The 23,634-nt window shown below is 46.2% G+C and carries 21 protein-coding genes; all 21 read right to left on the bottom strand.

The window, feature by feature from the left end:
* Positions 1-121 precede the first annotated feature (121 nt).
* The 21 genes from MHI38_RS27605 to pnp all read right to left on the bottom strand — a co-directional run bounded on the left by MHI38_RS27605 (position 122) and on the right by pnp (position 23,526).
* Entirely contained in the window at positions 122-613 is a 492-nt protein-coding gene (locus MHI38_RS27605) for a YajQ family cyclic di-GMP-binding protein (RefSeq protein ID WP_090923812.1), read from the bottom strand.
* Between the two features lie 149 nt (positions 614-762).
* Positions 763-927, bottom strand: coding sequence for a hypothetical protein (locus tag MHI38_RS27600; RefSeq protein WP_167375816.1), 165 nt, complete (start codon positions 925-927; stop codon positions 763-765).
* Between the two features lie 73 nt (positions 928-1,000).
* Entirely contained in the window at positions 1,001-2,083 is a 1,083-nt protein-coding gene (locus MHI38_RS27595; protein ID WP_154886337.1) for a helix-turn-helix domain-containing protein, read from the bottom strand.
* Between the two features lie 66 nt (positions 2,084-2,149).
* Positions 2,150-2,917: a DUF3388 domain-containing protein gene (locus tag MHI38_RS27590; protein WP_090923944.1), complete on the bottom strand. Its 768-nt coding sequence runs from the start codon at positions 2,915-2,917 to the stop codon at positions 2,150-2,152.
* A 197-nt stretch (positions 2,918-3,114) separates the two neighbouring features.
* Complete coding sequence (locus MHI38_RS27585) at positions 3,115-3,378, bottom strand: DUF3243 domain-containing protein (RefSeq protein ID WP_090923814.1); 264 nt, start codon at positions 3,376-3,378, stop codon at positions 3,115-3,117.
* 141 nt (positions 3,379-3,519) lie between these two features.
* On the bottom strand, positions 3,520-4,251 hold the full coding sequence (gene ymfI / locus MHI38_RS27580; RefSeq protein ID WP_090923945.1) for an elongation factor P 5-aminopentanone reductase: 732 nt from the start codon (positions 4,249-4,251) through the stop codon (positions 3,520-3,522).
* A gap of 91 nt (positions 4,252-4,342) precedes the next feature.
* A complete protein-coding gene (yfmH, locus tag MHI38_RS27575) occupies positions 4,343-5,623 on the bottom strand; it encodes an EF-P 5-aminopentanol modification-associated protein YfmH (RefSeq protein WP_090923815.1) in 1,281 nt (426 codons plus the stop codon).
* A gap of 2 nt (positions 5,624-5,625) precedes the next feature.
* Entirely contained in the window at positions 5,626-6,909 is a 1,284-nt protein-coding gene (yfmF, locus tag MHI38_RS27570; RefSeq protein ID WP_154886338.1) for an EF-P 5-aminopentanol modification-associated protein YfmF, read from the bottom strand.
* 127 nt (positions 6,910-7,036) lie between these two features.
* Positions 7,037-7,870 (bottom strand): spore cortex-lytic enzyme, encoded by an 834-nt coding sequence (gene sleB / locus MHI38_RS27565; RefSeq protein WP_090923817.1) that lies wholly within the window; start codon positions 7,868-7,870, stop codon positions 7,037-7,039.
* Positions 7,871-8,049: 179 nt separating this feature from the next.
* Positions 8,050-10,830, bottom strand: coding sequence for a DNA translocase FtsK (locus tag MHI38_RS27560; protein WP_154886339.1), 2,781 nt, complete (start codon positions 10,828-10,830; stop codon positions 8,050-8,052).
* 90 nt (positions 10,831-10,920) lie between these two features.
* Positions 10,921-11,151 (bottom strand): YlzJ-like family protein, encoded by a 231-nt coding sequence (locus MHI38_RS27555; protein WP_154886340.1) that lies wholly within the window; start codon positions 11,149-11,151, stop codon positions 10,921-10,923.
* On the bottom strand, positions 11,148-11,924 hold the full coding sequence (locus MHI38_RS27550; protein WP_418792739.1) for a ClpP family protease: 777 nt from the start codon (positions 11,922-11,924) through the stop codon (positions 11,148-11,150). The genes MHI38_RS27555 and MHI38_RS27550 overlap by 4 nt, the downstream gene beginning before the upstream one ends.
* A 246-nt stretch (positions 11,925-12,170) precedes the next feature.
* Positions 12,171-13,820 (bottom strand): ribonuclease J, encoded by a 1,650-nt coding sequence (locus MHI38_RS27545; protein WP_373323207.1) that lies wholly within the window; start codon positions 13,818-13,820, stop codon positions 12,171-12,173.
* Between the two features lie 512 nt (positions 13,821-14,332).
* A complete protein-coding gene (gene dapA / locus MHI38_RS27540; RefSeq protein ID WP_341181884.1) occupies positions 14,333-15,211 on the bottom strand; it encodes a 4-hydroxy-tetrahydrodipicolinate synthase in 879 nt (292 codons plus the stop codon).
* A 47-nt stretch (positions 15,212-15,258) separates the two neighbouring features.
* Positions 15,259-16,476 carry an aspartate kinase gene (dapG, locus tag MHI38_RS27535; RefSeq protein WP_154886341.1) on the bottom strand — a complete coding sequence of 406 codons (1,218 nt, stop codon included), beginning with the start codon at positions 16,474-16,476 and terminating at the stop codon, positions 15,259-15,261.
* A gap of 304 nt (positions 16,477-16,780) precedes the next feature.
* Positions 16,781-17,377: a dipicolinate synthase subunit B gene (locus MHI38_RS27530; RefSeq protein WP_123064494.1), complete on the bottom strand. Its 597-nt coding sequence runs from the start codon at positions 17,375-17,377 to the stop codon at positions 16,781-16,783.
* A complete protein-coding gene (gene dpsA, locus MHI38_RS27525; RefSeq protein ID WP_090923824.1) occupies positions 17,374-18,273 on the bottom strand; it encodes a dipicolinate synthase subunit DpsA in 900 nt (299 codons plus the stop codon). The genes MHI38_RS27530 and dpsA overlap by 4 nt, the downstream gene beginning before the upstream one ends.
* Before the next feature lie 182 nt (positions 18,274-18,455).
* Entirely contained in the window at positions 18,456-18,908 is a 453-nt protein-coding gene (gene dut / locus MHI38_RS27520; protein ID WP_186809549.1) for a dUTP diphosphatase, read from the bottom strand.
* Positions 18,865-20,145, bottom strand: a complete 1,281-nt coding sequence (locus tag MHI38_RS27515) for a M16 family metallopeptidase (RefSeq protein ID WP_090923826.1) — start codon at positions 20,143-20,145, stop codon at positions 18,865-18,867. Before MHI38_RS27515 ends, dut begins: the two co-directional genes overlap by 44 nt.
* A 102-nt stretch (positions 20,146-20,247) precedes the next feature.
* Positions 20,248-21,243 carry a polysaccharide deacetylase family protein gene (locus MHI38_RS27510; protein WP_186809550.1) on the bottom strand — a complete coding sequence of 332 codons (996 nt, stop codon included), beginning with the start codon at positions 21,241-21,243 and terminating at the stop codon, positions 20,248-20,250.
* Positions 21,244-21,423: 180 nt separating this feature from the next.
* On the bottom strand, positions 21,424-23,526 hold the full coding sequence (gene pnp, locus MHI38_RS27505; RefSeq protein ID WP_090923827.1) for a polyribonucleotide nucleotidyltransferase: 2,103 nt from the start codon (positions 23,524-23,526) through the stop codon (positions 21,424-21,426).
* Positions 23,527-23,634 lie beyond the last annotated feature (108 nt).

The raw sequence follows: 23,634 nt of genomic DNA, 5'->3' as shown, positions 1-23,634 counted from the left end.
CTGCTTTTCACAAAGTCAGCTAACGATGAAGACTGGACTTGATGCATGACTGCCAGCAATGCACATTCAGTATAATATACGTACCAATACAGTGTCAAAAAGACATTTCTGTACAAGAATTTTATTTAAAATTAGTATATTGCAGATCCAGTGGCAAGTTAGCTCCATTAAGAAGTTGCATAACGGCTTGCAGATCATTTTTGCTCTTACCTGTCACCCGAAGCTGGTCTCCCTGAATCTGACTCTTCACCTTCAGTTTGGAATCACGGATGAGGATATTGATTTTTTTAGCCACATCTTGATCAATGCCCTGCTTGAAATTCAAACGCTGGCGAACTGTACCGGAAGAAGCTGGCTCCACTTTCCCGTAATCCATATTTTTCAGCGGAAGCCCACGCTTTGCCATTTTGGATTGTAAAACTTCAATAACCGCTTTTAATTTGGTCTCATCATCAGACACAATCGTAAGAGCATCCTTATCCAGTTTCAAGCTACTTTTACTGCCCTTGAAATCATAACGAGCACCAATTTCTTTTTCCGTTTGCGTAACGGCATTGGTCAATTCTTGCAAGTCCATTTTGGACACAATATCAAATGAATTTTCTGAACTCAAACCAAGTCACCCTTTCAATTAATCATATGTTCTGTAACATTATAGAGTAAACTTCAAGCAAAAGTCTAATTTTAGTCATGTTTACTCATAGAAAAAAGCATTTTTGGAGTACCATTCGGTCACCAAAAATGCTTGCTGGTCGAGCTACCTTAATACCGGCTACGGTTAGGCTGTCTGAACATATCGAGCACACCGAGCACGATATGCGCAAGTCCAAAGCCCAATATTCCGTAACCCCAGGCATTTGGAGTCAGGTAATAACCCAGGAGGCTGACAATGATCCCTAAACCGGTTACGATCCAGCTGACTGTCACGGCCTTCCACCTCACTTCACCATAAGTTAACTGCAATTGAAGACAAGATTATTGTCCCCTGCAGTTAGCCAGGTTATTCGCTGCTGGAGCTTCCGCCTTCCGAGGAACCACTGGTCGTTGTGCCTGTCATGCCTTCAGTTCCCGTGGAAGTAGCCGCGCTATCTGTATCCAGTTTAAGACGAATGCGGTTGGTTGCTTTGCCGTCCGTTACGACTTGACCGCCAACATCAATTGTTGTTGCCGCCGCATAACCGGATTTAATGTACATGCCAGCGCTGTCCAATGTAAATGTGAACGTGTCACCGTCAGCAGTATTGCCATACTCGAGTTTCTCACCGCTTGAATTCTCACCTTTATACACTTCAAGCCAACTATGACCTGTCGCCTTGATCGTCACGGTTACAGGCTGACCCGTGCTTCCGCTAACTTTGAAGTTTGTAATATTGCCTGATTTTCCATCTTCAGAAACAGTAACAGAACCAGGTGTGGTTGGTGGTGTTCCCTCTGGGGTCTCACCTGTTTGGCCATCCGTTTGTCCGTCAGTTTGTCCATCGGTTTGACCTTTATTTTCTCCGTCGGTCTGACCATTCGTTTCATTACCGCCGCCGTTTCCGCCAGCATCACCTTTACCGGCATCATTCGATCCCGAATCGGTTGCAGGCGGAGTTGCAGTTTGCCCGTTATCGGATGGTTGATCAGGTTTGTCATTAGCAGGTTTTTGACTGTCCGTAATCTTTGTATCATCCAGCCCTTGTGGATTGGTGTCATCGCCCTTGTTGTTTGCCATATACAGATACAAGAGCACGATAATCAGAATAGGGAAAGTCCACATCAGAGCAACAGACATCCAGCGGTTGCTCCGCTCCGCCGGTCGGCTGGAGCGCTTCTGGATTACCGGCTCCATCGTTGCTTCCGCCGTTTCCGCAGGTACGTCCTTTTTGTGTCCTTCCAGCAGCTCATCGGCATTAAGCCCCACCGTTTCCGCATAGGTTTTTATAAATGCACGCACATAGAAGCTGCCGGGTAACACTTTATAGTCCCCTGCTTCTATAGCCTCCAAATACCTCTTGCGAATTTTCGTCATTTCCTGTACATCGTCGAGACTCATCCCTTTTTGCAGCCGGGCCTCTCTTAACTGCTGACCCAGTTCAGACATGCCATCTCCTCCTTATGTTTAACTCTTCAGTTGTTGCTGATCTATTCCATGATTCCGTACGGAGCTTTACAGTTCGTCGGTATAGCTTGCCGTAAACGTATCATAAATAATTTCTTCGTTAGGATTATTACGCAATTCAATAATAATATCAAAATCATTATAATCATATTCGGATTCCTGCACAAAAATATCCGGATGCTCAATCACTTTCGTACTAGGCATCGACATGATATCCTGCAAAAGATTATAGTGCCGCTCACTGGAGCGAATCGTACTGACAATCCCATCGATAATAAATACATTATTCGGGTTTAACTCATCTTCTGACATCTGGCTACGTATCGTTTGGCGAAGAAGGGTAGAAGATACAAAAGTCCAACGCTTCATGGCACATACACTGCCTGCGATGATTGACTCTGTTTTACCAACTCGCGGCATACCCCGCAAGCCGATAACTTGATTGCCTTCTCTTTTAAATACTTCACCCAAAAAATCAACTAATAACCCAAGTTCGTCCCGAGTAAAACGAAATGTTTTGCGATCATCTGAATCCCGGTCAATGTACCTACCGTGACGTACAGCCAGAATATCCACCAATTTAGGTTGACGCAATGCAGATACCGTAATGCTGTTGACTTTACCAAGCATCTCTCCCAGTAGACGAATCTTTTCGTCATCATCTGACTCGAGCAACATGCCCCGTGTTTTGCCTTCAACACCGTTGATGGTCAATATATTGACTTCAAGCATCCCTAGCATGGAGGCGATATCCCCCAAAAGACCAGGTCTGTTCTTATGTATTTTATATTCCATATACCATTGTTTAGTTTCCATGTATACACCCCGTAATGCATTATTCCACATTATTCGACAACATCCGAACGTGTCCATTGGACGCTATTTCGGGTCATCTTCTAAAAATGGGTCACGTTAATGATATATAAAATGAAAATGAATTACAAGAACAGCTCTGTAATCCGTTTGTAATCATTAGAGAAAAGCCCCCTTGCGGGAGCTCTTCATCTCTAGCCTTATGCGTTTTGTTTGGCCAATTTGACCATCAGGCACGCAATCGTACGACGCTCATCCGCATCGCCGACATCCCATAGTTCCTTCAATGCTCGGTTGGAATGGTTCGCCGGGTCAACTTTCTCATCCAGAAAGTCGCCGATCTCGTATGCCAGTTTGTTGATGGTTTCTTCACTCATCCCCATCCTCTCAGCTTGCAGTACGCGATCACCCAGGAACTTCTTCCATGTGTCGAAGTTAGAAACCACTGTTTTGTCTGTTGACATGATAAATCCTCCTTGGCTGACGCATGAGATTTAAAATCAACAGTTGTAATATGTGCTTTCGGGACATTTTATATACGAGCATTTAAAATTAAAATCAAGCTGTAAGTTCACAATCCACTGACTTGCAACTTGAACACGGCATTAAGTCAGCCAGCCCCCATTCGGACTGATAATCTGTCCATTGATATATCCCGACTCAGGTAGCGCGAGAAAATAAACCAGTGACGAAATTTCGTCCGGCTGCGCCAGTCGCCCCGCAGGAATCTCCTCTTCCAACATCTTCAACTCACTCTGATCCAGGTGGTCTAACATCGTGGTCTGAACAGCCCCTGGAGCAACGGCATTCACCGTAACGCCGGAGGGAGCAAGCTCTTTCGCAAGTGCCTTCGTGAAGGCATTTACCCCGCCCTTGGTTGTGGAATACAACACCTCACAAGATGCACCAGATAGCCCCCAGATGGACGACACATTAATAATTCTACCGTATCTTTGGGAGATCATATGTGGCATCATCTCTTGTGTACATAGAAAAGTACCTTTCAAATTAATTGCCATCACTTCATCCCATATTTCCTCTGTCACATCCGCTAGCAAACCATAGTGAGATATACCAGCGTTGTTCACAAGAATATCCGGCAACAACTCGTGAGCAGCCAATTTTTCCCGCATACGCTGAATCTGTTCCCTGCTGCGAAGATCAGCTGAAACCGTCATGATACGTCCATTTCCCCGCTCCATACAACGTCTTGCCGCTTCATTGGCTGCTTCATGCGATTTCATGTAGTGCAATACAACATTCATACCTACACTGGCAAACCGCTCTGCAATTGCGGCTCCTATGCCTCCGCTTGCCCCGGTAACCAGTACAGTCATTTCCCCTATAGCTTTCACAATGTGTTCCCCCCATAACTTTCACTCTCAATCTAGTGAACCCTTCGATCGCTGTCCTATTCCCTCTCCATGGTTAAGGACTAACAACGAGTGATACAGCGAGCTGATCCCAACGAATATGCTCTTTCAATCTTTGATTCACATCTTGAAGTGTAATCGTTTCATACAATGAAATCATATTGAAAAAGTCACCGCCACGGAAATGCTGCCGTGTGAATTCATTCGCAATGTTTTCTGGTGAATTGAGCATGCGCAAATAACCACCAATTTTCTTTTTGCGCGCACGTTCAAAATCGGAAGCATCGAATCCTTTTTGCATAATCGCTTCGACTTCTTGGCGTATCCGTTTCAACAATTGATCCGGGTCTTTCGTATCCCCACCGACTGCAGAGAAGGCATATTGTGGTGAACTGATATAGTCATGTCCAAAACTATCCGAGATCAGATCTTCATCATAAAGCTTCTGAAACAGACGTGTGCTGGAACCAAACAACAGATCCATCATCAGCTGCGTGGTCGTGTCCCGGCGCAAAAGTGGCTCTCCTGTAAGTCCAACATCCGTTTCTTTGAATCCAAACAAACATTTCGGCAGGGAAACGGATAATTTGACCTCTCGTCTGGCCTCCCCCACCTGCTCAGGCTCTGATTCAAAGAAGCGGTGAATCGGGCCCTGCGGCTCGAAATTTTTCTGCTCCTGATTGGAACGAACCATGCTAATGACCTGCTCAGGATCAACACCGCCGACAACAAACAAGAGCATGTTACTTGGGTGATAAAATGTGTTATAACACGTATACAACGTTTCTTTGGTGATCGTGTTAATGGATTGGACCGTGCCCGCAATATCAATATGCACCGGATGTTTTTGATACATTGCTTCAATCAACCCGAAATAAACACGCCAGTCCGGATTATCGGCATACATATTAATTTCTTGTTCGATGATGCCTTTTTCCTTATTGACGTTCTGATCAGTAAAGTACGGATTTTGCACAAAATCAACTAATGTTTGTATATTTTCGTTCATATTTTCGGTTGCCGAAAACAAATAAACGGTCTGATCAAAACTTGTGAAAGCGTTCGCAGAAGCACCGTGAGAAGCAAATGTTGCAAAAATATCACCCGTTGGCTCCTCAAACATTTTGTGTTCCAGAAAATGAGCAATACCGTCGGGCACCTTTACCTCGGCTTGCCCTTCCACCTGAAAGTGATTGTCCACTGACCCGTATTTGGTCGCAAAGGTGGCATATGTTTTCTGAAAACCCGGTTTAGGCAAAACATAGACATGCAGTCCACTCGCCATTACTTCGTAATATAATGTCTCCTGCAAATGTTCATACCGAATGCTCTCCACGACTATTCCTCCTTCTCGTCCCGCAAGAAATAAATCGTATCCAGACGGAACTGCTCTGCGGCCTCACGAACATCCTGCTTGGTAATCTGCTCGATTTGTGCAAGTAGCTCTTCAGATGTTCTCTCCTTACCAGACAACTGACGGTTAAAATCGTAAGCGATCATCTCAAAAGCAGCATCCTGCATTTCTTTTAACAGATTACGGATCATCGCTTTCGTCTGGGACATCTCCAGATCGGTGATATGGCCAAGTTTCATTTCCTCAAGTTGCTGCTTGATGATGGTCACTGCTTTTTCATAATTGGGAATTTCAATCCCGGATTGAACAGTAGCAATGCCTTTGTGCCCGTCGTATCTGGAAGAAGCATAATAGGCGAGGCTTTCTTTTTCACGAACATTGACAAACAGCTTCGAATGCGGGTATCCACCCAGAATACCGTTATACATTAGCGCTGATGCGTATTTATCGTCTGCATAGGTAATGGAAGTGCGAAGCCCCAGGTTCAGCTTGCCCTGCCCAATGTTCAGCCGTTCAATGACCGTATTTGGCTCCTCATCCCCACGCACCGCCTTCTGAGCCTGATAGTCAGAGGAAGTCTTGCGTTCAAGGTTAAAATGACGCTCTACCAGTTCCTCCACTTCTTCCAGAGTTGTATCCCCGACCACATACAAGTCCATACTGGCTTCTTTTAGCCAGTTTTCATAAGTAGCTGTTAATTCAGGAGGTTCAATTGCTGGCAGTGCTTTTCGTTCACCCAAGGGATGAAGCCGGTAAGGTTCATGCTTGCACATTTCTTCGATACACCGTTCAGCTGCATAACGCATTTTATCGTTCACAATCGACTCCAGCTTTTTACGAACCGTCTCGCGTTCTGCCTGTACATACGACGTTTTGAAGTGTCCATTTTCCCTCGCGGGCTTGGTCAACACTTCTCCAAGAAACGCAAACGAACGATCCAGAAGTTGCTGCTCCCCACCTCCGACAAACGAATCATTAATGGTGTCCATACGAAACTGCACAATCTGATAATCACCGCGTTTATAGACGTCAAAACCAAATCCTGCTCCATACAAGTGCTCCAATTGCTCTCGAAACTGCGTTGTTTCCGGATACGACTCCGTCCCTCTTCTTAAAACAAACGGTGTCAGTGCCACGGGAGTAACGGTGTCCTCGCGTAGCGGAACTCCAGCATACAGTGAGATAGCGAACGTCTTGAAACGTTTGGTTGGAAGCACATGGATACGTAGCTGTTTACGGCTACCTCGTTCAAATGCTACGGTATTCAAATGTCAAAACCCCTTTACGGCGTCATTTAGATAACCATTTCCTCAAGCTTAAACGTAACCACCATTTTAAACTATCCAAAAGCCAAGAAGCAACCGAAGTCATGCCTTCTGGTTGCTTCCCGCCCGATTACATGCAGAATATATGCTGCCCAATCGTTTTCACCTGCGGACGAGTCCATATCCATTTGGATGTGGCTGTCTTCGGGTTAAAATAATACAAACATCCACCGGAAGGGTCCCACCCGTTCAATGCCTGTTCTACAGCTTTTTTCGCCTGTGCATTGGGCTCCAGATAAATCTGTCCATCTGCTACGGCTGTAAAGGCTCCCGGTTGAAAGATGACCCCGGAAGGCGTAGATGGAAAACTTGTTGAGTTTACGCGATTCAGAATAACAGCGGCTACGGCTACCTGACCTTCAAACGGTTCTCCTCGCGCTTCGCCATATACGGCATTCGCCATAATTTTAAGCTCGTTCTCGGAGAGTCCGAGCGCATTGGCAGAACCCATATTGTCCTTCTCATTACTTGAAGGTTCTCCACCTCCGCCTGTGTCTCCGCCAGATGCTCCTTCTTTGTGCAAAGGAGGCTCGGTAGGGGACCATTTGGTGCTGGCGTTATACAGCTTTAGCTTCGTTTTGGCTCCAACCACGCCATCTGCCTTCATGCCAAATTCAGATTGAAACCATTTCACTGATTTTAGCGTGCTACTGCCGAAATTACTATCGATTTTGCCATTGTAAAAACCGAGATACTTCAATCGTCCCTGAAGCTCGTAGACATCCTGACCGTAACTGCCATATTTCACGGTATTGTTACTGAAGGTCGGCACTGCTTTTTCCTCTACTGGAGGGTTGTTCTGAGCAGCACTTTGAGGTGCTGTATGCTCAGGAAGCAAATAACGGATTCCAAGCGCGGTTATCAGCAAAATAGCAGTGAAAAGCCATAGGTTCATTTTTCGCATCGACTATGCTCTACCTTTCTCTTGTGGGATTTAACAGAATCGCTACCGTTATTATGACAAGCAGTGTTGTTTCCTATGCACCAATCGATCCGAACTCTGGATCAAATGGCAAAACCTCAAAAGCTGTGAAACAGCAAAAAACCTTCAACCATAACGGTTGAAGGTTTTCTAATGCTTCGCTATGAGCTTATTTTGTTCTGTTGATACTGTTCCAGCGAAACAAGGACTTCGCGCGGTTTGCTGCCTTCATATGGCCCAATCACACCTCTGGCTTCCATCGAGTCAATCAAACGCGCTGCACGCGTATAACCTACCCGCATTCGACGTTGTAAGAGTGACACCGAAGCCTGCTTCGCTTCCAGAATGATCTGTACAGCCTGTTCGTATAGCTCATCCTGTACTTCTTCCGTTGCTTGATTGGAGTCATCTACCTCTGGCACAAGCGATTCGTCATACTGCGCTTCACCTTGACCTCGGACATAATTCACAATATTTTCAACTTCCTCATCGCTCATAAATGCACCCTGAACACGAATTGGCTTGGAAGCACCCATTGGCATGAACAGCATATCGCCCCGACCTAACAGTTTCTCCGCTCCGCCCATATCCAGGATCGTCCGTGAATCGACTTGTGAGGATACGCCAAATGCAATCCGTGAAGGAATATTGGCTTTGATTACCCCTGTAATAACATCAACGGAAGGACGCTGCGTCGCAATGATCAGGTGAATGCCGGCTGCACGAGCCATCTGCGCAAGACGCGCAATCGCATCCTCTACATCTCCAGCAGCTACCATCATCAAATCAGCAAGCTCGTCCACAATAACCACAATGTAAGGCAGTACCGCCGCCGGATTATCTTTCATCAGATTGTTATATCCCTCAACGTTACGTGTACCTGATTTGGAGAACAACTCATACCTTTTCTCCATCTCGACTACGATCTTTTTGAGCGCAAGCGACGCTCTTTTCGGATCGGTCACAACGGGTGCCATCAGATGCGGAATTCCGTTATAAACATTCAACTCAACCATTTTGGGGTCAACCATTAGAAACTTGACCTCATCCGGCTTTGCTTTATACAAAATGCTGGTAATAATGCCGTTGATACATACCGACTTTCCTGATCCGGTAGCACCAGCCACTAACAAGTGGGGCATACGGGCCAAGTTGCCAATGATCGTCTGACCTGATATATCACGTCCAAATGCGATCGTTACTTTGGATTCAGCATCCTGGAACGTGGCTGTTTCCATCACTTCACGCATGGTCACAACGGATACCTCGCCATTCGGAACTTCAATGCCAATTGCCGATTTTCCTGGAATTGGTGCCTCCATCCGAATATCCTTCGCAGCCAGAGCTAGAGCGATATCATCGGTAAGACTGACGATCCGGCTAACCTTGACCCCGATATCTGGCTGAATTTCATACCTTGTGACCGCTGGACCTCGGACAACCTCCAGAACTTTGGCACGTACACCGAAACTTTCTAGCGTCGCTTCCAGCTTGCGTGCTGTCTGCATATAATCCTTCTGGTCTGCGCCTTTTCCATTATTATTAGGCTTGGACAAAAGACGGAACGAAGGAAGCTTGTATGGCTTCGGCGGTGGTGGTGGCGGTACGACCGGTTGCGCATTCTCTCCTGTCACACCATCCTGCTCCGTTCCTGAGTTCAACGTTTCACTCGGTCCGTCTGCTCCATCCGTTATCTCTTGCTCAAGATCGGCTTGAAGCTTGTCTGTTGCGTCATGCGCATCAGTCCACTCAGCTTCTACCAGTTCATCTGTAAATTTAATATCCGCTTTGTCTACCTGATCCAGAGTACTGTCGTTATGATTCAGATCGTCCGGGAACGGATATGCATCATCCAGATCATCATCTTTGTCAGAGCCATCTGATCTGACATGTTCAAAGAAGTCACGAATGATCGGTGCCGAATCAGCCTTGGTCTGCGTTACTGATGCTGTTGCACCAACAGCTGCTACACCAGAACCTTTGATCACAGGTGACTCAGGCTCCCCAGACCATGCCTCGGTTGGCAACTCCTGCCCAGCACGATAAACGACCTGTTCCGATTCAAGCACATCTGTTTCCGATGATTCATCAGCCTGCTTCGCGGGCTGACGATCCGCCCCCCATTTTCCAAACAACTGGAAGAATATCGGTGCCTTACGTTTGGGCAGCTGTCCTTCTTGGGAATCGGGAGAATCATATTCGTCATCCTCTTCCTCATCATCAACGGGTACAGGTGCGAGTTTACGTGCGTTGTTTTTCTTAATCCCCGCAACACTGGAAGCGGAACGTTTTGCTGGTCTGGATTCCAGCTTTTTGTACATCGAGCTGCCAGCATCCCAAATCTTTGTTCGGAATATGCGTATCAAATCAACATAGGACAATCCCGTAACAAGCATAAAGCTAATCACAAACATGACGATCATGATCAATCTTGCGCCTAGACTGCCAAATAACCACAAAAATAAAGCAAACTGTCCTGCACCAAGATACCCGCCGCTAATATCCTTACCCAGCATGGAATCCCGTTCTCCAGAGGCAGCAGGTGTCAATAGTTCAATTTGCATATCATTATGTACCTGGGTCAGCACCGCACCTGGTTCAAGTGCGTCAACCGGAAGCAGCTTCTGATGCATGGCGGATATGGTGCTCATCAAGGTTAACGCAAAGACGAGCAGTACCAAACCAGTCTTGCGTGTAGTCCAGCCACTCGGCCACTTCCGATGAATCATCACCATCAAACCGTAATATATGCCCACAAGCGGAATCGCAAAATAAAACTTGCCAAGCATCAGTCCAAACATCTTGGAAAGCGAGCGTCCCACTGTAGCTTCACCCGATAGTGCTATAACTGCCAGCGTGATTAGCACAATGCCATAAATTTCATATTTTAAGACGCCACTAAATCCGGCACCCTTTTTTTTCCTCTTTTTTCTTCTGGCCAAAATCAGGTCACCCCCAGAAGAATATTATACCATACAAATATATTCCGTACATATGTTCTTTTTCTGCACCATTTGTCTGAATTCGTCGCGTTATGTTGGACTTGTGTTACCCGAAAGCGGAACGGTTGCGCCCGGCAGATTGGACGGGTCCAGATACGCTTCAAGTGGGCAGTCAAGTAAACGCACAATAACAGCCTCGGTGTCGTTTACCGGTCTGACCTGCATTAACAAACCATTCATTCGAATCTCTTTCGTATCCCCCGCCTCTCTCCACATGCCTGACCATAGTTGCTCTGGAGGCATCACAGTATACATTGTCATTGCGTGTATCCTCCCGCCTGCATCGACTGTCTTTTATCTCCCATAAGCTTGTTCAATTGTGCAATGGCTTGACCAATACCACCAACAGCATCCATCAAACCGTACTTCACTGCGTCCGCACTTCCTACCGCTGTTCCAATATCCCGATTCAACTCTCCTGTCTTAAACATCAATTCTTTGAACATGTCTTCGGAAATGTTAGAGTGCGAAGTTACAAACCGTACAACACGTTCCTGCATCTTCTCCATGTATTCAAACGTCTGGGGTACACCTATGACAAGTCCGTTCATACGTATCGGGTGAATCGTCATTGTGGCACTTCCCGCAATAAGCGAGTACGTGGAAGCAACTGCAATAGGTACACCAATACTATGCCCTCCTCCAATGACAACGGTCACCGTTGGTTTGCTCAAAGAGGCAATCATCTCAGCAATAGCAAGTCCAGCCTCCACATCGCCACCTACCGTATTGAGAATAATCAAAATGCCTTCAATCTTCGGATTTTGTTCTGCCGCTACCAGCTGCGGGATAATATGCTCATATTTGGTTGTTTTGTTCTGTGGGGGTAAAATCAAATGTCCCTCTACCTGACCGATAATGGTCATACAGAAAATATTAGATTCACTGGCTGGTGACTGTGTTTGCCCGAACTGCTGAATGGATTCTGTGACTGGAGAAAGTTGCTTCTCCTCCTGCACCGGAATATCTGGAGCTTCGGCCTCCGACTGATTGGATTTTGGCATTCGTTTGTTGTCATTCATCTGCTCATTCATAAAATGCTGTCTCCTTCTCCTGAAAAATATAATTGTTGTCTTTTCCTTAGTATGGGGAATCTGTCAACGACCTTATACTTTCCCTGAACAAACATTTCCATCAATCAGTCTTTGAAATTTTTGCTTCCCTCTCATACTCCCTTTTAAAAACACAAAAAAGCCCCTTCTCTACGAGGAACCGTCCAATATTACTCGTAGAGAAGGGGCGACTGTGTGCCTGATTATATGTTTTTCATTAAACTTATTTTAAACTTCCATAATGATTGGCAAAATCATCGGTCTACGACGCGTTTGCTCATACAGGAAACGTCCCAAAGCATCTTTAACATTTGTTTTAAGTGATGCCCATTCGTTTACATTTTCACTCATCAGCTTCTGCAAAGTACTGCTTACAATGCGATTAGCCTCATCGAGCAGTCCTTCTGATTCACGTACATACACGAATCCGCGGGAGATAATGTCCGGACCAGAGACGATTTTACCATCCTGCTTGCTGAGTGTTACCACGACAACCAGAATACCATCCTGAGACAGCAACTTACGATCACGCAATACGATGTTACCAACATCACCTACACCCAGACCATCAATCAACACGTTACCTGCAGTTACTTTACCTGCTTTACGTGCAGCTCCACCTTGAATCTCGACAACTTCACCGATATCCGTAATGAAAATATTATCCGGGTCGATGCCTACAGATTCAGCGAGAACCGCGTGACGACGTTGCATCCGGAATTCACCGTGAATCGGCAGGAAGTATTTCGGTTTCATCAGGTTGAGCATAAGCTTCAATTCTTCCTGACTTCCGTGACCAGATACGTGAACGCCACTGTTAGCACCGCTGTAATGTACGTTAGCTCCCAAACGGAACAGTTCGTCAATTGTACGGCCTACATACTTTTCGTTTCCTGGTACTGGTGTTGCCGCAATGATAACAGTATCTCCAGGAAGGATGTCCACTTTACGATGCGTAGAACGCGCCATACGTGTCAATGCGGACATTGGCTCACCTTGGCTACCTGTGCAAAGGATAACTACACGATCTGCAGCCATTTTTCCAACTTCTTCCGGCTCAATGATCATTCCGTCTGGAATTTCCAGATAACCTAAATCAGAAGCGATCCCCACCACATTTACCATGCTACGTCCGATCACTGCAACTTTACGCCCAGTAACCTCTGCTGCATTGATCACCTGTTGAATACGGTGCACGTTGGAAGCAAACGTTGCGACAACGACACGTTGGCTAGCTTTGCGGAAAATATCTTCCAGCACAATGCCTACGTTTTTCTCAGATGGAGTAAATCCAGGTTTCTCCGCATTGGTACTGTCAGACAGCAACGCAAGTACGCCGTTGGTTCCGATCTGTGCCATTCGTTGAAGATCTGCATACTGACCATTCACTGGCGTATGATCAAATTTAAAGTCTCCCGTGTGAACAACTGCGCCTTCCGGCGTTTCTACACATACCCCGACGGAATCCGGAATACTATGGTTAGTAGCAAAGAATGATGCTTTCAGCGTTGTTCCCAGTTCGAGCTCTGAATCTGCGTTGATGAGGATACGTTTCGTCTCACCAAGCAAATTAGCTTCTTTCAGTTTGTTCTCGACAAGACCAAGTGTAAGTCTTGTTCCGTAAACAGGAACATTCAAGTGTTTGAGGACATATGGCAAACCGCCGATGTGATCCTCGTGTCCGTGAGTTAAAATAATGCCGCGTACTTTATCACGGTTCTCAGTCAAGTACGAAATGTCAGGGATGACAATATCAATACCAAGCATATCTTCTTCAGGGAATTTAAGACCAGCGTCTACGACTACAATGTCGTTCGCGTATTGGATAACATACATATTTTTACCAATCTCGCCTACGCCGCCCAATGCAAAAATCATCAGCTTCTCGTTATTATTATTTTTCTTAGACAAATGAATCTGAACCTCCTATGGTAGTTGGACGTCGTACCTTATTATTTATTGTAAGTTAAGAAAAGTAGTTCAAACATCACACCCCTAAGAATTAGGGATGAATGCAAAAGAACACCTTTATTCACGATATCTGGAAGAAGTTCTTCGAAGTTATACCCCATCACCAACAGGTTGGATCCGAATTTCCCCTCTTAGCCGTTCCTTCCTTTTTCACCGCAAAGCCACACCAACGAAACGATGTCGCTTTCAATTTCAAAAAAATACCGCACCCAGTCACTTGACATCATTATACATGATTAAAAACAGAAAAAACAAGTCACTCTCTCGTTAACCTGTAGGTTTCCCTTCCTGCAAAAAAAGAAACCTTACATCGCTCGTCAAAAAAAGAACCGCTGCCTCTACTTGAGAGGTGCGGTTCTTTCATTAAACAAAGCGTTCATGCTTATCATTAATAAACGTCTAAAGAATCCAACTTTTATTTACAATTGAAGCAGATTTTTAATGTAATCCTGCTCCTCCGTAGTAGGCGGAATCAAAGGCAGACGTACTGAACCTACGTCCAGTCCGCGTAAAGTTAATGCATATTTTACCGCTACCGGATTAGGCAAAGGCTGTGGGCACTCAAACAGCCCTTTGAAGAGCGGGAAGAGCTTCTGATGAATGCGTCTCGCCTGTAGAGGGTCGCCGCCATAAAAGGCATCGATCATATTTTTCATCTCCGCACCTACGACATGACTCGCCACGCTAACAATACCGTGAGCACCGACTGCAATAGCAGGCAGACCTGCTGCGTCATCCCCTGTATAGACTCTGAAATGGTCAGGCGCACCCGCTGCTATTAAAGTCACCTGCTCCATGGATGCACATTCCTTCGTCGCCACAATATTCGGGATTTGTGCCAGTAGCAATGTGGTTGCGGCAGACAGGTTTGCGACAGTACGTCCAGGTACATTGTACAGCATCACTGGCAACGTCGTTGCAGCAGCAATCGCTTCAAAATGTCTAAACATACCTTCTTGGCTAGGTTTGTTGTAGTACGGTACAACTAATAATACCCCGTCTACCCCGACACGTTCAGCTTCCTCTGTCAGATGGATAGAATGCGCTGTATTGTAGCTGCCCGTCCCGGCTATAATCTTGCACCTTCCAGCCGCATGTTTCACTGCAAATTCGAATAATTGAACTTTCTCTGTATCACTAAGTGTTGGCGACTCCCCTGTTGTACCAGAAATCACGAGAGTCTCCGACTTTTGATCAACGATCAGATAATCGATGAGACGTGCCGTTTCCTCCCAATGTATCTCTCCTTGTGCATTGAACGGAGTGACCATTGCTGTAATCAATCTTCCAAAGTCCAAATCGATTCCTCCCTCAAAACAAGTCTGGGTCCGCTAACATGGGTGAGTTACAAGTGAAGTTCGAATGAGGTATGAAGTGCCCTCAGGGCCTGAACCATATCTTCTTTTTTGACAAGCACCCAGATCGTCGTGTTGGAATCCGCTGATTGCAAAATCTGAATGTCTGCGAGCGTCAGTGACTCCACAATGCGGGCCATAATTCCAGGCACACCGTTAATTCCTCCGCCAATAACAGATACTTTGGCACAGCCGGACAGACTTTGAGGCTTTAGACCGATCTCCTGCAATACGCGTAAAGCCTTCTCTGAATCACTATCAAACACGGTATAGACGACTCCCGAGGGGGTAACATTAATAAAATCAACGCTAATTGAATTTTCAGCCATCGTTTTGAAAACTTTTAATTGCAGTCGATCCGTCCCACCAGGCACATCCACCGTAATTTGCGTAACATTGCTCACATAAGCAATACCGGTTACATAGCGGTCAATAATGCCTGTCTGTACATCCTGAAACCCTTCCGGATGGGTAACAAGCGTACCTTCTGTATCGGCAAAAGTAGATCTTACCCGCACGGGAATTTGCGATTGCATCGCAATCTCGACGGCACGCGGATGAATAACCTTTGCCCCATGATGAGCCATGTTACAGATTTCTGCATAGCTTACTACGGTTAGTGGACGAGCATCTTCAACAATCCGAGGGTCAGCCGTTAATATCCCGTTAACGTCCGTGTAGATGTCCACCATCTCAGCTCGTAGTGCTGCACCCAGAGCTGTAGCGGATGTATCACTGCCTCCGCGTCCGAGTGTGGTAAAATCGCCTTTTTCCGTTTGTCCCTGGAATCCAGTTACAATGACAACACGACCAAGTTGAAGCTGTTCCAGCACACGAACAGGACGGACATCCAATATCCGGGCATTCCCGAAATTGTCGTCCGTCACAAAACCCGCTTGTGCGCCGGTCAGCACTGAAGTTGGAATGCCTTCATGTTCAAGCAAGCTGCTGAGCGTTGTTGCAGAAATAATTTCACCACAGCACAGCAGTAAATCTTTCTCCCGAGCAGATAGAGCATTTCCGTTCTGTGCAGCCCAGTCCAAAAGTGTATCCGTAGCATACGGCTCACCGCGGCGGCCCATAGCTGAAACCACAATAACGAGGTTAAAACCCGCTTCGAGCTCACGTTTAACATGCCGGAGCACATGCTCTCTTGCTTGCACTGTAGAGAGCGATGTACCTCCAAATTTTTGTACCATAATACGCATCTTTATTCCTCCATTTGTGTACGCAAGAAGACTGGACACGGGTCAAATCAACAAATGCATAACCCTTGGGAGCGTTCCGATGCGATAATCTCAGCAATGTATACGGCATGTATGACATGTATATCAAATACATCTCTCCTGCTTGCTGCATGAAGATCATATGCAAGCAGGAATGCCCTTATGAACAGGAACGTGTTTAGAGGTAGCTGTATAGACCAGCTATCGTCCCCCATGATTTTCTTTGTCTCTCGTACCCTTCTTCATTTCTCCAAGCGCATTGCCGTTATTGCCCTAAATGCCATCCTTAAGCCTGTGGAGCACGCTCCACAATCATCGGTTGCAATTGCTTTCCTTCTAGTGCACTCCAGCAAGCCTCCGGGATAAGTTCCATTTTGGCAACTAACGAGTTTGGTTTTTTCATTGGATCATCTTGACCAAACGGTACAAAATATACATATTTGGCCACTAATAATTTAGCTATATTTGCTGCATTCAAACCAAGTCCATCATTCGTCGATATCGCCAGCACAAGCGGACGCTGATTACGCATCTGCGCTTTTGCAGCCATAAGCACCGGACTATCCGTCATCGCGTTCGCCAGCTTGCTTGTGGTATTCCCCGTACATGGAGCAATGACCAGCACATCAAGCAGCTTAGAGGGCCCTAAAGGCTCCGCCTCAACAATTGTAGAGATGATATCATTACCCGTTATATCTTTCAATTGTTTTTGCCAATTCTGCGCTGTACCGAAACGTGTATCTGTCGTCAGTACCGAGTTGGAAATAATCGGAACGACATTCGCGCCTTCGGATACAAAGCGGCTAATGACCGGCATAACCTCTTCAAAAGTACAATGAGACCCCGTAATTGCGTAACCTACCGTTTTACCCTGCCAGTTCATGATTTAACCTCCCGTGCGTTCTGTTCTTCCAAAAGCAAACGGATTAACGCGTCGGCAATAATGCCGCCAGCCGTTTTGGGAGCAACAATGCCGGGGAGGCCAGGTGCGAGCAGTGCCTTGATGCCACGTTTGTCGGCATATCTAAAGTCGCAGCCGCCAGGGGCGGATGCAAGGTCAATAATAACCGCTTTTTGAGGCATTCTGGACAGGATTTGTGCTGTGATTATCATAGTCGGTATCGTATTAAAAAGCAAGTCAACTTCCCCGGTTTGAGCGGCCAAATCCGTTGTCATGAAAGGCTTCCAGCCCATGATTGTTGCTCTGGCAACATCCTCATTCCGCCGAATTCCCACTCGTACATTAGCTCCAAGTCCTTGCAATGTTTTGGCTAGCGTAAACCCTGTTCGACCGATGCCAAGCACGATGCATTCAGACCCGTGAATCGTAAAATCCGTTTCTTTAATTGCAATGGCGATGGCTCCCTCCGCTGTCGGAATAGAGTTGTATAGTGCGATATCATCACGATCAAGCACTTCCACAAGCCGAAGGCCATTCTCCTCGCAAAGTTCACGCAAAAACGGCTTTGCCATACCAGTAAATACGGTGCAATGCTCCGGCAGGGCGGCCATATGTTCCTTTTTCAGAACAATCGGTTCACCACTAAACGAAGAGCTCACTTTTCCTTGATCATCACAGCTCACAACAGGCAGTACCAGTACATCTGCAGAAGCAAATACTTCATCCTTGAGCTCGCGGTGCTCAATGCCCGGAATCACTTGCTCCAGTTGATCGAAGCCTACTACACTTACCGTCGCATCGAGCTCGGCGCATTTTTGAATGACTTCAAGTTGCCTTGCATCTCCGCCAAGAACGACTATCCGGACTCCGGTCAGCATCGGGACGTCACTCCTTTCACCACATGTATGCCTTATCGTATGCAGTGGCCTACAGGGGGGTGAAACAATAAAGGAATGAAATCCTTGTTCAACATAAAAAGCCGCCCTGTAAAGGACGGCTGGGATACACGATATTATTATAGTTATCCAACTATATATTTGTAAAAAAGAAATCGGTATTGTTATTTACCTGTGTGCCCGAATCCGCCTTCGCCCCGCACGGTCTCCGAAAGTTCAGCCACTTCCGTCAATTCGATGGCAGGCACCGTCTGAAACACGATTTGAGCAATCCGTTCCCCACGCACAATCGTAAAGGGCTCCTGACCCAAATTAATGAGCAACACCTTCACCTCACCACGATAATCCGCATCAATGGTTCCCGGTGTATTCAGGCAAGTAATCCCGTGTTTGAAAGCAAGTCCGCTACGTGGACGAATTTGAGCTTCCAGCCCAGCAGGCATCGCCATCGCAAGACCAGTCGGAATCAATGTACGCTGCCCTGGCTCTAGCACAACTTCTTCTTTCAATGCCGCCACCACATCAAAGCCAGCAGCCAGCTCGGACATCTTTTGCGGCAGTTTAATATCTTCGTTACCCGGTAATTTCTTTATTTGAACGTAATGCAACCAAATCATCCCTTCTAAGTCCAGCAATCGTCTTGTCCGATGCTCCTACCATCGCGAGCGCAAACGGCTCTGCAAACATCAGATCAAGCACAGCGTCAATGTCTTTCATCGTGACTTGCTCAATCTTGGCAATCATTTCGTCAAGCGTATGATGTCTGCCAAGCATCAATTCATTTTTCCCCAGTCGGTTCATGCGGCTGCCCGTGCTCTCCAGACTCAGGATCAGACTGCCTTTCAGCTGCTCCTTGCCTTTACGCAGTTCATCTTCGGATAATCCATTTACAGCCAGATCACGTAGCACCTCTTTGGTTAGATCCAGTACTTCTTTGGTCTGTTTCGGCGCTGTACCCGCATAGATCGTGAATAGTCCGCTGTCCGCATGAGAGCTATGATAAGAATAAACGGAGTAAGCTAGCCCTCGCTTTTCACGGATTTCCTGGAACAATCTGGAGCTCATACCGCCGCCAATCGCATTGTTAAGAACAACCATCGCAAATTGTAGCGGGTCTCCGATTTTGCAACCTGGAAACGAAATACAGATATGATTCTGCTCCGTTTTCTTTTTGTGGAAGAGCTGACCGCTTTGAAAAGCCGGAATGTTTACTTCCTCGGTTACACCGTTAACATCAAACGCACCAAAGTGTTTCTCCATCAGATCAATCACGCTATCGTCAATGTTACCCGCAATACTGATCACGGTGTTCTCGATGGTGTAATGTTCCTTCATATATGCACGTAAATGACTGGAATCCATCGCTTTAAGACGTTCTTCGGTTCCCAGGATTGGATATGCCAGCGGATGCTCTCCATATGCAGCGAGCGCCATCAAATCGTGAACCATGTCGTCAGGCGTATCCTCGTACATTGAGATTTCTTCCAAAATCACATTTTTCTCTTTGACGAGTTCACCGTCGTCCATTTTGGAGCGGAAGAACATATCGGACAACACATCCACCGCAATGGGAAGATGCTCATCCAACACTTTTGCGTAATAGCAGGTATATTCCTTGGAGGTAAATGCATTTACGTTACCGCCGATCGCATCAAACTGCTCCGCAATCGCCTTCGCATCAAACCGATCCGTCCCCTTAAAAAGCATATGTTCAATAAAATGGGATACCCCGTTATTTTCTGTTCGCTCATTACGCGAACCTGTTTTGACCCAGATTCCAAATGACACGGAACGACAGGTCGGGATTTGTTCCATCACAACTCTGAGGCCATTGCCCAGCTGAATTTTTTTCACGGTTGGCCCTCCTACATCTCTATAATTGCCCTGATTTCAATAATGATGAAATTGAAATCGACATTTGGTTCCAACTTTTTGATATTAACAAAAAAACGGCGTTCACTCAACCGTATGGCCTTGCACCCGTTCAGAAGACAACGTTTCACTTACAGTTCCTAACGACAGTCCTTTAGCATGTATGGAATCGATCATACCTTTCAGTGCTCCTGCGGAGGATGAGGTTGGATGCATGAGAATTAACGATCCGGCCTCGGTTTTATTGGCAATTTTGGCTATGACAGAGTCTGGGCTGGGTTTGCGCCAGTCCACTGTATCTACCGTCCACAAGACGGTTTTTAGCCCCATAGATGCCGCGATATCCACCGTTTTTTGATTAAAATCACCCGAAGGCGGAGCGAACCAACGATTTTCCACTCCAAGGGTTTGTTGCAACAGATCCTGGGTTTTGCTAATTTCTAATCGGGCTCGCTCTGCACTCAAACGACTCATGTCGGGATGTGAATATGCATGGTTGGAAAGCTCATGTCCACGCTTCTGAATTTCCTTGGCGAGTTCTGCATTTTTGCTCAGCCAACTTCCATCCAGAAAAAATGTAGCCTTCACCTTCTCCGCGTCAAGCGTGTCCAACATTGGAACAAGGAATTCATTGCCCCAAGCGACATTAATCATAAAAGAAACCATGGGTTTACTCTCATTGCCTCGATAAATCGGATGTGCCCCCAGGTCTTTTAACTGAATTTCCGGCTGGGTCTGGCGATAGACATATGGAATTTTGGTATTCAGCGTGCCACCCAGCGCCTTGCGATACGTAGCTTCTACGTCGATCTCCAGGCCGTTATAACCCGGGATCGCTTTCCATACTCGATCAACTCTCGCATTCACCGGTGCAATTCGAGTTTCAGCTGCCTTATCCTTGATCGCAGATAACAATGACTCTTCTCCGGTCGCTTCCTTAAACATGTCAAAAGCATTCTGAGTTCCCGGACCATCACGGATCTCCGTAATGTATGTACGTACACTGTCCACTTGTCCGATTAGCATGACCGCCGCCACACCCGCAAGAACAACCGCCAGTTTTTTGGATTGGTTTCTCACAGCTCCATCCTCCTGCCGTCTTTGTCCCCATCATATGAGGACAAGGACAGGAATATGAATAAAAACTGCAATCTTTTGAATGGAACGTATTTTTGTTTAAACGTTAAAAAAAGAGCCAGAAATTCACATTCTGTCTCTTCATTCAATCATGCTTATGTTATTCAAACCAACGTCAGCAACCTAAGATTGCGCAGGAGCTTCTGCTGTTAGTACTGCTTTACGGGACAAGTTGATTCGACCTTGCGGGTCAATCTCGGTTACTTTTACAGTAATAGAATCACCAATCGCCACAACATCTTCTACTTTCGCTACACGCTCAGTAGACAATTGGGAGATGTGAACCAGACCCTCTTTGTTTGGCAACACTTCAACGAATGCACCGAATTTCTCAACGCGTTTTACTTTGCCGACATAGATTTCGCCAACAAGCACTTCGCGTACAATGCCTTCGATGATCGCTTTGGCTTTATCATTCATCTCCTGATTGGAAGAAGCGATAAAGACACGTCCATCCTGCTCGATATCAATTTTAACACCGGTTTCTTCGATGATTTTATTGATGATTTTACCACCAGCGCCGATGACATCACGGATTTTGTCCGGATTGATATGCATAGTCGTAATTTTAGGCGCATATTGGGACAATTGCTCACGAGGTGTTTTCATCACTTCGGTCATTTTACCCAAAATGTGCATACGTCCCTCTTTGGCTTGAGCTAGCGCTTCGGACAAGATTTGACGATCGATTCCATCAATTTTAATATCCATTTGAATCGCTGTTACGCCTTCAGGTGTTCCTGCTACTTTGAAGTCCATATCGCCCAGATGATCTTCCATACCTTGAATATCACTCAGGATAGATACATGGTCTCCGTCTTTGATCAGACCCATCGCCACACCAGCTACCGGTGCTTTGATTGGTACACCTGCGTCCATCATGGCAAGTGTACTTGCACAGATACTTGCTTGGGACGTAGAACCGTTGGATTCCAATACTTCAGATACCAAACGAATCGTGTATGGGAAGTCCGTTTCAGAAGGAATAACCTTAGACAATGCACGCTCACCAAGGGCACCATGTCCGATTTCACGACGTCCTGGCGCACGAAGCGGACGAGCTTCACCTACGCTGAACGGCGGGAAGTTATAGTGATGCATGAAACGTTTCGTTTCTTCTAAACTGATGCCATCCAGAATTTGAACGTCACCCAGTGCACCTAGTGTACAGATGCTCAGTGCTTGCGTTTGTCCACGTGTGAACAGACCTGAACCATGTGTACGCGGAAGCAGTGAAGTATCACATTCAATTGCACGAATTTCAGCAAGGCCGCGTCCATCCGGACGTACTTTATCGTGAGTGATCAGACGGCGCACTTCTTCTTTGACGATATCGTGCAGCACTTCTTTCACATCTTTTAACAATTCAGGTGATTCAATGTATTTCTCTTCAAAATGAGCAACAGTTTCGTCATTCACGACATCAATCGCATCTTGACGGGCATGTTTCTCAGCAATTTTAACAGCTTCCACCAAACGTGCACTTGCAAACTCACGCACGCTGCTGTTCACTTCTGCATTAACGGCATGCAGTTTCACTTCCATTTTTTCTTTACCAGCTACTTGTACAAGCTGCTCAATCACCGTTACGATGTTTTTGATCTCGTCATGTCCGAACATGATTGCTTCAAGCATCACTTCTTCTGGTAACTCGTTCGCTTCGGCTTCAACCATCATGATCGCATCTCTAGTTCCTGCAACCACGAGTTCAAGTTCGCTGACTTCAAGCTGTGCAATTGTTGGGTTAATGATGAACTCTCCATCAATACGGCCCACCTTCACACCACCAATTGGCCCACTGAAAGGTACATCGGAAATGCTCAGTGCTGCTGAAGTACCAATCATTGCTGCGATTTGTGGTTCACAATCCTGATCCACGCTCATAACAATATTCAGAACTTGTACATCGTTACGGAAACCTTCCGGGAACAATGGACGAATCGGACGGTCTGTCAGACGACTTGCCAGAATTGCTTTCTCGGATGGTCTACCTTCACGCTTGATAAATCCACCTGGGATTTTACCAACAGCGTACAATCTTTCCTCATAGTTCACCGTTAGTGGGAAAAAGTCCAAATCTTTCGGCTCACTGGATGCTGTCACGGTACACAATACGACGGTATCCCCGTATGTTACCTTTACGGCAGCATTTGCCTGCTTGGCCAAACGCCCGGTTTCAAGCGTAAGCTTTCTTCCACCAAGCTGCATTTCAACACGCTGTTCCATGAAATCCCTCCTTTAATTCGTTCCTATCACAATGGATTCTGCATATTCACAGTATTTCCTGCTTGTCCAGCATTCATTAACTATAGTTGGACAGGCCGGAGACTGACT

Origin of the sequence: Paenibacillus sp. FSL K6-1558, assembly GCF_038002565.1 — a bacterium.
Classification (GTDB): domain Bacteria; phylum Bacillota; class Bacilli; order Paenibacillales; family Paenibacillaceae; genus Paenibacillus; species Paenibacillus polysaccharolyticus.
Note: the sequence above shows the minus strand (reverse complement) of the source record. Positions and strands in the feature narration are given on the sequence as shown.

Coding starts and splice junctions, on each gene's coding strand:
- MHI38_RS27550 (WP_418792739.1), bottom strand. CDS start 11,924: ATGAATGAGCAGATGAATGACAACAAACGAATGCCAAAATCCAATCAG.
- dut (WP_186809549.1), bottom strand. CDS start 18,908: ATGATTTGGTTGCATTACGTTCAAATAAAGAAATTACCGGGTAACGAA.
- ymfI (WP_090923945.1), bottom strand. CDS start 4,251: ATGACTGTACTGGTTACCGGGGCAAGCGGAGGCATAGGAGCCGCAATT.
- MHI38_RS27545 (WP_373323207.1), bottom strand. CDS start 13,820: ATGATTTTTGCATTGGGCGGCGTAGGCGAGATTGGTAAAAATATGTAT.
- MHI38_RS27530 (WP_123064494.1), bottom strand. CDS start 17,377: ATGAACTGGCAGGGTAAAACGGTAGGTTACGCAATTACGGGGTCTCAT.
- dapG (WP_154886341.1), bottom strand. CDS start 16,476: ATGCGTATTATGGTACAAAAATTTGGAGGTACATCGCTCTCTACAGTG.
- MHI38_RS27595 (WP_154886337.1), bottom strand. CDS start 2,083: ATGTCTGAACTGGGTCAGCAGTTAAGAGAGGCCCGGCTGCAAAAAGGG.
- MHI38_RS27555 (WP_154886340.1), bottom strand. CDS start 11,151: ATGACAATGTATACTGTGATGCCTCCAGAGCAACTATGGTCAGGCATG.
- dpsA (WP_090923824.1), bottom strand. CDS start 18,273: ATGCTGACCGGAGTCCGGATAGTCGTTCTTGGCGGAGATGCAAGGCAA.
- MHI38_RS27585 (WP_090923814.1), bottom strand. CDS start 3,378: ATGTCAACAGACAAAACAGTGGTTTCTAACTTCGACACATGGAAGAAG.
- pnp (WP_090923827.1), bottom strand. CDS start 23,526: ATGGAACAGCGTGTTGAAATGCAGCTTGGTGGAAGAAAGCTTACGCTT.
- MHI38_RS27590 (WP_090923944.1), bottom strand. CDS start 2,917: ATGGAAACTAAACAATGGTATATGGAATATAAAATACATAAGAACAGA.
- sleB (WP_090923817.1), bottom strand. CDS start 7,870: ATGCGAAAAATGAACCTATGGCTTTTCACTGCTATTTTGCTGATAACC.